The organism is Massilia arenae (assembly GCF_008014745.1).
In the GTDB taxonomy this organism is placed as follows: Bacteria; Pseudomonadota; Gammaproteobacteria; order Burkholderiales; family Burkholderiaceae_D; genus Telluria; species Telluria arenae.
This window is the reverse complement of sequence record NZ_VPFD01000039.1, coordinates 24,882-34,492: the sequence shown is the minus strand read 5'-3', so window position 1 is coordinate 34,492 and position 9,611 is coordinate 24,882. Positions and strand designations below refer to the sequence as shown.

Genomic DNA, 9,611 nt, shown 5'->3' with positions numbered 1-9,611 from the left:
GCCCTTGATACAGGCTGGATTGACCACGCTGACATTGAAGCCCTCAGCGTGGAGCGTCGTGGCGATCGCCTCGTAGTAGACGCCGGTCGCTTCCATGCAGATGTGCAGCGTCGACAGCGACGCTTTGGAGTCGCGTAACCACGTCACCAAGGCCCGGTGGCCTGCAGAAGTGTTATCGAACACCTTTGCCTTCAACTTCCCATTGATCAGTAAAGCCAGGTCCAGCTTCTTCTTGCTGACATCAATTCCCAGCACATCATTACGTGTCGTATTCATTTTTGGCCTCTCTCGTATGCGGGCTCCACGCCGTGCGCGATGGCCCAAGATACCGTCCGGACTAACAAAATGAAACGGGCGGAGGCACCTATCTGACCCACGTGCTCAGCGGCACTCGAGTCGTTCGGCATCACTCCGCCCGACCGCTTCNTTACGTGTCGTATTCATTTTTGGCCTCTCTCGTATGCGGGCTCCACGCCGTGCGCGATGGCCCAAGATACCGTCCGGACTAACAAAATGAAACGGGCGGAGGCACCTATCTGATCCACGTGCTCAGCGGCACTCGAGTAGTTCGGCATCACTCCGCCCGACCGCATCATCGCCATCACAGACTAGCTCAGCTGCGGTACCTTCAATATACGAGAGTCGAATTAGCGGCTCATCCGCAAAAGTTGTCAAACAATTCGACTCTGACCCTAATTAGGATGGAGGGGTGGGTTAGACGTCGGCTTCGGCGCAGACGGGGACGTCGGTGCAGGGCAGGACCAGGCTGAATACGGAGCCTTCGCCGGGCTTGCTCGTTACGCGCAGTTCGCCGCCGTGCGAGATGGCCAGCTGGCGGGAGATGTACAGGCCCAGGCCGAGGCCCTTCGGCTCGCCATTGCGGGCCCCGCGCTCGTAGGGCTCGAAGATGCGCTCCAGGTCGGATGGCGCGATGCCCTTGCCCTGGTCGCGCACGTCGATCCGCACCAGGTCGCCACTGCGCTCGACGCTGACCTCGACCGGCTGGCCGCAGCCGTAGCGCAGCGCGTTGGTCAAGAGGTTGACGATCACCTGTTCGACGCGGAATTCGTCCCAGCAGCCGGTCACGCCGCCGTGCGGGCGCAGGGTCAGGGAGCTGCCGGTAGTGGCCGCCTGCAGCGACAGGTCGCTCACCACCCGTTCCAGCAGATTCATCAGTTCGACCTGGGCCGGGCGGATCGACAGCTTGCCGCTGCGCATGCGCGAGACGTCGAGCATGTCGTCGATCAGCCGGATCATCGACTTGATCTGGCGCTCGTCACGCTGGATCATCGCCTCCATCGGCTGCGGCGCGAAGGCGGCCGTGTTGCCGCGCTTGAGCTGCAGGCTGCGCATCTGCGTTTCCAGGAACAGCGTGTTGAGCGGCGTGCGCAGTTCGTGCGCCACCAGCGACATGAACTCGTCGCGCATCTTCAGCGAGCGCTGCAGCTCCTGCTGGGTCTGGTTCAGCTCGCGCAGTAGCACCTCCTGCTCATGCCGGCTCCGTTCCAGCGCCAGCATCTGGCGCCGCGTCTCGCGCCGCTGCTGGTCGAGCGCCACGAACACGTTGACCTTGCTGCGCACGGCGTCGGCGTCGAGCGGCTTGTACATGAAGTCGACCGCCCCGCTCTCGTAGCCCTTGAAGGCATAATCGAGTTCGCGCCCGGCGGCCGAGACGAACACGATCGGGATGTGGCGCGTGCGGGTGGTCGAGCGCATCACCTCGGCCAGCTCGAAGCCGTCCATGCCCGGCATCTGCACGTCGAGGATGGCCAGCGCGAACTCGTGCTCGAGCAGCAGCGCCAGCGCCTGTTCGCCCGAGGCGGCCTGGTAGATGGCGCGCTGATCATGGCGCAGCAGCGCCTCGAGCGCCTGCAGGTTTTCCGGCAGGTCGTCGACGATCAGAATCTTGCTTGGGTCCTGGTTCATGGGGTCTCCAACAGGGGCAGCACAGTGCGGATGCCGGCCAGCGGCAGCACCATGTGCGGAGCGCAGCGCCGGATCGCCTCTTCGGGCATGGTACTGGCCTGCGCTTCTTCGGGGTCTTGGACGATGGTAAGGCCGCCGCGTTCGCGGATGCGGCACATGCCTTCGGCGCCATCAAAATTGGCGCCAGTCAGCAGTATACCCGCCAGCGCCGGACCATACACGTCGGCGGCGGACTCCATCAGTACATCGATCGCCGGCCGGGCGAACTGCACCGGCGGCTCGCAGCTGAGCGAAAAGCTGCGGTCCTGTTCTATCGACAGGTGGTAGCCGGAACCGGCGAAATACACGGTGCCGGGCTGGATCGGTTCCTTGTCCTGCGCTTCGCGCACCGGCAGCGCCGCGCGCAGGGCGAACAGCTCGGCCAGGCGGCTGTCGCGGTCCGGCGGCACGTGCAGGATACAGGTCACGGCCGGCCTGAACCCCACCGGCAGCGCCGGCACCAGGCCGACCAGGGCGTCGACGCCGCCGGCCGAGCCGCCGATGACGACCATCTCGATCCGGCGCGAACCCATGGCCGCGGCCAGTTGCTGGTCGAGGTTCATGGCGACACCTTGCGGAACAGGCGCTCGCGCCTGGCCAGCGACTCGAAGCGCTCGGCGTAGCTGGAAAAGTCGATGCTTTCCTTGCTGCCCAGGCCCAGGAAACCGCGATGGCACAGCGAGTCGTGGAACAGGCCGAGCACGCGGTCTTGCAAGCGCCGGTTAAAGTAGATCAGCACGTTGCGGCAGCTGACGAAGTGCGTTTCCGAGAACACGCTGTCGGTCGACAGGCTGTGGTCGGCGAAAGTCACGTTCTCCATCAGGCTGCGCTCGAACAGCGCGCCGCCATAGGCGGCCGTGTAATAGTCCGAGAACGCGCCCTTGCCGCCCGACTTCTGGTAGTTCTCGGTATACAAGCGCATGCGATCCAGCGGGAACACGCCGCGCCGCGCCGCCTCCAGCGACTCGGGATTGATGTCGGTCGCATAGATGATGCTGCGCTCGAGCAGCCCTTCTTCCTTGAGCAGGATGGCCAGCGAATACACTTCTTCGCCGGTGCTGCAGCCGGCCACCCAGATCTTGAGCGACGGGTAGGTCTTGAGGAAAGGCGCCACCTGCTCGCGCACCGCCAGGAAGTACTCCGGATCGCGGAACATCTCGGTGACGGGAATCGTCAGGTATTGCAACAGCTGGGCGAAACCGTTCGGCTCATGCAGCACCTTCGACTGCAGTTCCGACACCGTCTCGCATTCCATCTCGCGCATGGCGACCAGCACCCGGCGCTTTTGCGAAGCGCCGGTGTAGTCGCGGAAGTCGTAGTTGTACTTCAGGTAGACGGCTTCGACGAGCATCCGCAGCTCGATGTCGAAGTCGCTCGGGGGTTGGCTCAAATTCGCTCCAGGGTAGGCATCCAGACCCGCAGCAGCGAGTACAGGCGGGAGAGGTCAATCGGTTTGGCCAGGTAATCGTTGGCGCCGGCGGCCAGGCACTGCTCCTGGTCGTCCTTCATGGCCTTGGCGGTGATGGCGATGATCGGCAGGCGGTCGAAGCGGCCGTCGGCGCGAATGCGGCGCGTCGCTTCCAGACCATCCATGCCCGGCATCATGATATCCATCAGCACCAGGTCGATCCCCGGCACTTCATCCAGTTTCGCGATCGCTTCGAATCCGTTGCGGCCGACTTCGATTTTCGCCCCGCGCTGCTCCAGCGCCGACGTCAATGCGAACACATTGCGCACGTCGTCGTCGACCAGCAGGATGGTGCGGCCTTCGAACACGCGGTCGCGTCCGCGTACCGCCTTGAGCATGCTCTGGCGCTCGGTCGACAGCTCGGATTCCACCTTGTGCAGGAACAGCGTCACTTCGTCCAGCAGGCGCTCAGGCGAGCGCGCGCCCTTGATGATGATCGAGCGCGAATAGCGCAGCAGCTCCGCCTCTTCGTCGCGCGTCAGGTTGCGGCCGGTGTACACGATCACCGGCGGGAAGGAGCACAGCTCTTCATGCGACATGCGCTCGAGCAGCTCGCCGCCCTGCATATCGGGCAGCTTGAGATCGATGATCATGCAGTCGAAGACTTCGTTCTTCAGGTGGGTCAGGGCCTCGCTGGCGGTGCCCACGGCCGCGATCTCGACGTCGTCGTCGGCGATCAGGGCCACCACGCTCTCGCGCTGGCGCTCGTCGTCCTCGACCAGCAGCACGCGCTTGATCTTCTGGCTCGATTTTTCCTGCAGCTTGCGGAACACGTCTTCCAGCTCTTCGCGGCTGGTCGGCTTCAATGCATAGCCGATGGCGCCCAGGTGCAGGGCTTCGCCGCCGTTCTCGATGCTCGAGATGACGTGCACCGGGATATGGCGGGTCGACGGATTGTCCTTCAGTTGCTGCAGCACGGTCAGGCCAGAGCGGTCCGGCAGGCGCACGTCCAGCAGCACGGCGTCCGGACGCTGGCTGACGGCCAGCGCCAGGCCCTCGTCGGCGCTCATCGCCACCAGGCAGCGGTAATCGAGTTCGTGCGCCAGGTCGTACAGGATGCGCGCGAACGGCGCCTCATCCTCCACCACCAGCACGGTGCGGCGGCCGGCGGCCGGTTTGTCGCGGTCGTCCGGGAAGCTGTTGATCGGTTCCGCGCTGGCAGCGGGTGCGCTGGCCGCGACCGGCATGGCGGGAGCGGCCGGCGCCGGCGTGTAATGCGGAAGCTGCGCCATCGTCGCCGGCGATTCGGCCGGCGACGGCACTGCCGGGATTCCGCGCGGCAGCACCAGGGTGAACACGCTGCCCTCGTTCGGCGCGCTCGACACGGCCACGCTGCCGCCCAGCAGGCGGGTCAGGTCACGCGTGATCGACAGGCCCAGGCCGGTGCCGCCGAAGCGGCGGCTGGTGGTGCCGTCGGCCTGGTGGAAGGCGTCGAAGATCTTGTCCTGCTGGTCGGTCGCGATGCCGATGCCGGTGTCCTGCACGCGGAAGGCGATGTCGCCCTCGGGCGTGGACGACACGGTAAAGTTGACCGAGCCGACTTCGGTGAACTTCACGGCATTCGACAGCAGGTTCTTGAGGATCTGCTCCATGCGCTGGCGGTCGGTGTGCAGGCTGGCCGGCACGCCCGGATCGACGGCGATCTTAAACTCGAGCTGCTTCTGGCGCGCCAGCGGCTCGAAGGTGCGCGCCAGGCCCTCGACCACGCGCCGCACCGGCACGTCTTCCGGCACCAGCTCCAGCTTGCCCGCCTCCACTTTCGAGATGTCGAGGATGTCGTTGATCAGCTGCAGCAGGTCGTTGCCGGCCGAGTAGATCGTCTGGGCGAAGCGCACCTGCTCGTCGGAGAGGTTGCCGCCGCTGTTATCGGACAACAGCTTGGCCAGGATCAGGGAGCTGTTCAGCGGCGTGCGCAGCTCGTGCGACATATTGGCCAGGAATTCGGACTTGTAGCGGCTCGCGCTTTCGAGTTCGACCGCGCGCTGGTGCAGCTGCTCCTGGGCCGATTGCAGGGCCGAGTTCTTCATGTCCAGGCTCAGCGCCTGCTCGGCCAGCTGGTCGTTGGTGGTGCGCAGCTCGGCCTGCTGGTTTTCCAGCGCCGACTGCGACTCTTCCAGCGCGCGCGACTGTTCTTCCAGCTCTTCGTTGGCGGTACGCAGCTCTTCCTGCTGCACCTGCAATTCCTCGTTCAGGGTCTGGCTTTCTTCCAGCGCGTCCTGCAGGCGCTGGCGGTACAGCACAGCGGCCATGGCGGCGCCCACCGATTGCGCGATGAAGCCCAGGAACTCGCGGTCGCGCTGCTCCACCGGGCGCAGGAAGGCGATCTCGAACACGCCCTTGACCTTGCCGTGGTTATGGAACGGCGCGATGATCAGGGCGCGCGGCGGCGTGTCGCCCAGGCTCGAACTGACCTTGATATAGTCGGGCGGCAGCTGGTCGAGCACCATCAGGCGGTTTTCTTCGGCGGCCTTGCTGGCCAGCGTGCTGCCCGGCGTGATGATCTCGGCGCGTTCGGTCTCGGTATGGGTGAAGCCATATGCGCCGATGCGGCGCATGGCGCCATCGTCGCTGCGCACGTACATGGCGCCGATCGCGCCATCGAGGTACTTCACGACATAGGGCAGCAATGCATCGGCCAGCGGCTCCAGGTTGATCTGGCCGGCGCTGCGTACATTGAGCTCGTTCTGGCCGGTGCGCAGCCAGTCCTGGTGGCGCAGCTTTTCATTGTGCTCGGCCTCGTGCCCCAGCACCTCGTTATAGGTATCCGACAGGTGCACCAGCTGGCGCCGGCCGAAGGCGGCCAGGCTGCCGCCGACGATCGCGGAGAGGATCAGGAAGGCCGCCACCGACCAGAACGTGGTGCTGCGCGCCGAATCGCTGCGCTCTTGCAGCAGGCGCATCTCGGATGCTAGCACCAGGTCGAAGTTGCGCCGCATCTCGTCGGTCAGGGACTTGCCGCGACCGCTGCTGACGGCATCGATGTAGCTCAGGTCATTGGACCGTCGGCGGTCGATCATCTCCTGGGCGAACGATTCCCATTGCTTCTGGATCTGGCTGATCCGGGTCAAGCGCTCGGACTGGGCGATATTGTCCTTGACCAGTTCGCTCAGCGACTCCAGGCTGGACGACATGCGTTGCCTGGACAGGACATAGGGCGACAGGAATTCCTCATCGCCTGCCAGCAGGTAGCCGCGCATGCCCGATTCCATCTCGGCCGACAGCTTGCGGATTTCATGGGCCCCGCCGATCACCTTCTGGGAATGCTCGACCCAGGTCAGGCTATTGATCAGGTAGGCGATGATCCCCACAAACACGATCGCGCTAACAATACTCATGCCTAGCGGCAGTGCGACGTTGCGGGTAAGGATGCGGCGAAACTCGCTGTTTTCGATGGTTGGACCGGCCATGCCTATTGTTCTATTAGAAATAAAATATCCTAAGTGTAACGCAAATGTGAAATTGCGCGCACACCAAAGTGGCACGGTCGTGCGCAAGCGCGTCCCGACTGGCGAAGGAACGATATTATCAAAAAGCAACCAAATCCGGCGCACCGTTCGGCACGCCGGATTTCCTGACTTTTACTAATTCATCTGCGCCGCCAGGTAGCGTGCAGTGCGACTTTTCTTGTTGCGCGCGACATCCTGGGGTGGGCCGGACGCCACCACCGAGCCACCTTGGTCGCCGGCGCCGGGGCCGACGTCGATCACCCAATCGCTGCCGGCCACCACCCGCATCGTGTGCTCGACCACGATCACGGTGTTGCCCGCATCGACCAGGCGGTTCAGCTGCACCATCAGGCGGTCGGCGTCGACCGGGTGCAGGCCGGTGGTCGGCTCGTCCAGTACATACAGTGCATCGCCGCGCGTGGCGCGCTGCAATTCGGAGGCCAGCTTGATGCGCTGGGCCTCGCCGCCCGACAGCTCGGTGGCCGGCTGGCCCAGGCGCAGGTAGTCCAGGCCGACCTCATTGAGTACCTCCAGCGAGCGCTCGACGGCGCCTTCGTCCTTGAAGAATTCAATCGCCTCGCCCACCGTCATGCCCAGCACCTCGGCGATATTCTTGCCGCGATAAGTCACCTCCAGCGTTTCGGCGTTGTAGCGCGCCCCTTCGCAGGTCGGGCATGGCGCGTAGACGCTGGGCAGGAACAGCAGCTCGACCATCACGAAGCCCTCGCCGGCGCAATGCTCGCAGCGGCCCTTGGCGACGTTGAACGAGAAGCGGCCGGCATCGTAGCGGCGCTTCTTCGCATCCTTGGTCGCGGCAAACAGCTTTCTCACCTGATCGAACAGGCCGGTGTAGGTCGCCAGGTTCGAGCGCGGCGTGCGGCCGATCGGTTTCTGGTCGACCCGCACCAGGCGCCGCACGCCCTCCATACCGGACACGATGTGGCCGGCCAAAGGCAGTTGCTCGTCGCGTTCCAGGTCCGGCTCGTCGGGCTGCTCTTCCTGCGCCGCGCCGCCCTGCCCCAGGGCCTGGCTCACCAGCTCGACCAGCACCTGGCTCACCAGGCTCGATTTGCCGGAGCCCGACACGCCGGTCACGCTCGTCAAGACGCCGAGCGGGAAAGCGACTTCCAGGTCTTTCAGGTTGTTGCGGTGGACGCCCGCGAGCTTCAGCCAGCCGCCCGGCTCACGCGGCGTGCGCTGCGGCGACGGCGCTTCGCCGAACAGGTAGCGCCGGGTCTGCGATTGTTCGATCTTGCGCAGCCCTTCCGGCACGCCGCTGTACAACACCTGGCCGCCACGCTCGCCGGCCAGCGGACCGACGTCGACCAGCCAGTCGGCCTGGCGGATCACGTCCAGCGCGTGTTCGACCACGAACAGCGAGTTGCCGGCCGCCTTCAGCTGGGCCAGTGCGTCGAGCAGGGCTTCGGTGTCGGCCGGATGCAGGCCGCTCGATGGTTCATCGAGCACGTACACCACGCCGAACAGGCTCGATCGCACTTGCGTGGCCAGGCGCAGGCGCTGCAACTCGCCCGGCGACAGGGTCGGCGTGCTGCGTTCCAGCGCCAGGTAGCCCAGGCCCAGCGCCAGCAGCACCTCCAGGCGCGCGGCCAGGTCGGCGGCGATGCGGCGGCGTACGATCAGCTGCTCGTTGTGCAGGTGTCGCTTGTCCTCATCCTTGTCCTTGCCTGCGGCGTAGGGCTGAAGCAGTTCGGCCAGCCGCGCCAGCGGCAGGCGCGAGATCTCGGCGATGTCGTGGCCGGCAAAAGTGACCGACAGCGATTCGCGCCGCAGGCGCTTGCCTTCGCACTCCGGGCAGGCGCTGCTGACCATATAGCGCGCCACGCGCTTCTTCATCGAGGCGCTTTCGGTATTGGCGAAAGTCTGCATCACGTAGCGCCGCACGCCGGTGAAGGTGCCTTGATAGCTGGGCGTTTCCTTGCGCTTGAGGGCCGCCTTCGTTTCCTTGGGCGTGAAGCCGGCATACACCGGCACCGTCGGGCTCTCGTCCGTGTACAGGATCCAGTCGCGGTCCTTCTTGGGCAGCTCGCGCCACGGGGTGTCGACGTCGTAGCCGAGGGTGACCAGGATGTCGCGCAGGTTCTGGCCATGCCAGGCCGGCGGCCAGGCGGCGATCGCCCGCTCGCGGATCGTGAGGCTGTCGTCCGGCACCATCGAGTGTTCGGTCACGTCGTAGATGCGGCCCAGGCCCGAGCAGCGCGGGCAGGCGCCTTGCGGGGTATTGGGCGAGAACGATTCGGCATACAGCAGCTCCTGCCCTGTCGGATAATCGCCGGCGCGCGAGTACAGCATGCGCAGCGAATTGCTCAAGGTGCTGACGCTGCCGACCGAGGAGCGCGCGGTGGGCGTGCCGCGCTGCTGCTGCAGGGCGACGGCCGGCGGCAAGCCTTCGATCTCGTCGACCTCGGGCACCGGCATCTGGTGGAACAGGCGGCGCGCATAGGGCGAGACCGACTCCAGGTAGCGCCGCTGGGCTTCTGCATACAAGGTGCCGAAGGCGAGCGAGGATTTACCGGAGCCGGAGACGCCGGTGAACACCACCAGCTGCCCGCGCGGGATGTCGAGATCGACGTTTTTCAGATTGTGTTCGCGCGCACCGCGCACGTGGACGTAGCCGTCTTCGGTCTTGCTTTTGGCCACACTTTTTTTGTTGGAAGTTTTGCTGGGCATCTGCCCTCCGGCATTATCGAGAATGCCTCATTGGACGCCTGCGG

Annotated in this window: 6 protein-coding genes; all 6 read right to left on the bottom strand. The window is 65.1% G+C overall.

From position 1 onward, the window contains the following. On the bottom strand, nucleotides 1-276 hold a 276-nt coding region (locus FVD38_RS24585; protein ID WP_147937201.1), incomplete at its 3' end, for an IS110 family transposase. Between the two features lie 438 nt (nucleotides 277-714). Then, on the bottom strand, nucleotides 715-1,926 hold the full coding sequence (locus tag FVD38_RS24580; protein ID WP_147937200.1) for a hybrid sensor histidine kinase/response regulator: 1,212 nt from the start codon (nucleotides 1,924-1,926) through the stop codon (nucleotides 715-717). Then, on the bottom strand, nucleotides 1,923-2,528 hold the full coding sequence (locus FVD38_RS24575) for a chemotaxis protein CheB (protein ID WP_147937199.1): 606 nt from the start codon (nucleotides 2,526-2,528) through the stop codon (nucleotides 1,923-1,925). The genes FVD38_RS24580 and FVD38_RS24575 overlap by 4 nt, the downstream gene beginning before the upstream one ends. Further along, entirely contained in the window at nucleotides 2,525-3,316 is a 792-nt protein-coding gene (locus FVD38_RS24570) for a CheR family methyltransferase (protein ID WP_123069788.1), read from the bottom strand. Before FVD38_RS24570 ends, FVD38_RS24575 begins: the two co-directional genes overlap by 4 nt. A 35-nt stretch (nucleotides 3,317-3,351) precedes the next feature. Beyond that, nucleotides 3,352-6,840 carry a response regulator gene (locus tag FVD38_RS24565; protein ID WP_147937198.1) on the bottom strand — a complete coding sequence of 1,163 codons (3,489 nt, stop codon included), beginning with the start codon at nucleotides 6,838-6,840 and terminating at the stop codon, nucleotides 3,352-3,354. A 174-nt stretch (nucleotides 6,841-7,014) separates the two neighbouring features. Beyond that, complete coding sequence (uvrA, locus tag FVD38_RS24560; protein ID WP_147937197.1) at nucleotides 7,015-9,567, bottom strand: excinuclease ABC subunit UvrA; 2,553 nt, start codon at nucleotides 9,565-9,567, stop codon at nucleotides 7,015-7,017. Nucleotides 9,568-9,611 lie beyond the last annotated feature (44 nt).

Coding starts and splice junctions, on each gene's coding strand:
- FVD38_RS24580 (WP_147937200.1), bottom strand. CDS start 1,926: ATGAACCAGGACCCAAGCAAGATTCTGATCGTCGACGACCTGCCGGAA.
- FVD38_RS24575 (WP_147937199.1), bottom strand. CDS start 2,528: ATGAACCTCGACCAGCAACTGGCCGCGGCCATGGGTTCGCGCCGGATC.
- FVD38_RS24570 (WP_123069788.1), bottom strand. CDS start 3,316: ATGCTCGTCGAAGCCGTCTACCTGAAGTACAACTACGACTTCCGCGAC.
- FVD38_RS24565 (WP_147937198.1), bottom strand. CDS start 6,840: ATGGCCGGTCCAACCATCGAAAACAGCGAGTTTCGCCGCATCCTTACC.
- uvrA (WP_147937197.1), bottom strand. CDS start 9,567: ATGCCCAGCAAAACTTCCAACAAAAAAAGTGTGGCCAAAAGCAAGACC.